Source organism: Streptomyces doebereineriae (assembly GCF_031845645.1).
GTDB classification, from domain to species: Bacteria; Actinomycetota; Actinomycetes; order Streptomycetales; family Streptomycetaceae; genus Streptomyces; species Streptomyces canus.
This window is the reverse complement of sequence record NZ_JAVREZ010000334.1, coordinates 1-445: the sequence shown is the minus strand read 5'-3', so window position 1 is coordinate 445 and position 445 is coordinate 1. Positions and strand designations below refer to the sequence as shown.

The 445-nt window shown below is 64.7% G+C and carries 1 pseudogene; it reads right to left on the bottom strand.

From position 1 onward, the window contains the following. A pseudogene (locus RNB18_RS52160) lies at positions 1 to 445 on the bottom strand (hypothetical protein); the annotation flags it as partial.

Here is a 445-nt window from a genome sequence, read left to right as displayed (position 1 = left end):
ACCCCCGAGCGCCCCGGCCATCGATCCGGTGAACGGCAAGCCTGGCCACCCGTTTCCGTCCAGCCCGATCAGCATGCCGATCAGCAGCATCGCGAAGGCCGCGAACACCGGCACCTGCGGAATGTGCGGTTGCACCAGCTCGACGGCGTCGAACAGGAATGCCGGTGCATCTGCGCCTTCGGGCAGACCCAGAATTCCCGCGGAGTAGTCGGCCAGCCCGATGTAGACGAAGCCGGCCACCGGAATCACCATCCCCATGGTTCGAAACGAGAAGGTGATGCCGTCGGTGAAGTGGGTACCGACCTCACCGAGCCAGTCGTTTCGCTTGGCGATCAAGGCGATTGCCACCAACGCGAGCGCGGCGGTGCCGCCAACCAGGGGTGCACCCAATCCCTCGTCGATGTCGGGAATCAGCGAGGTGAACCGGCCGAGCAGCATGAAAACC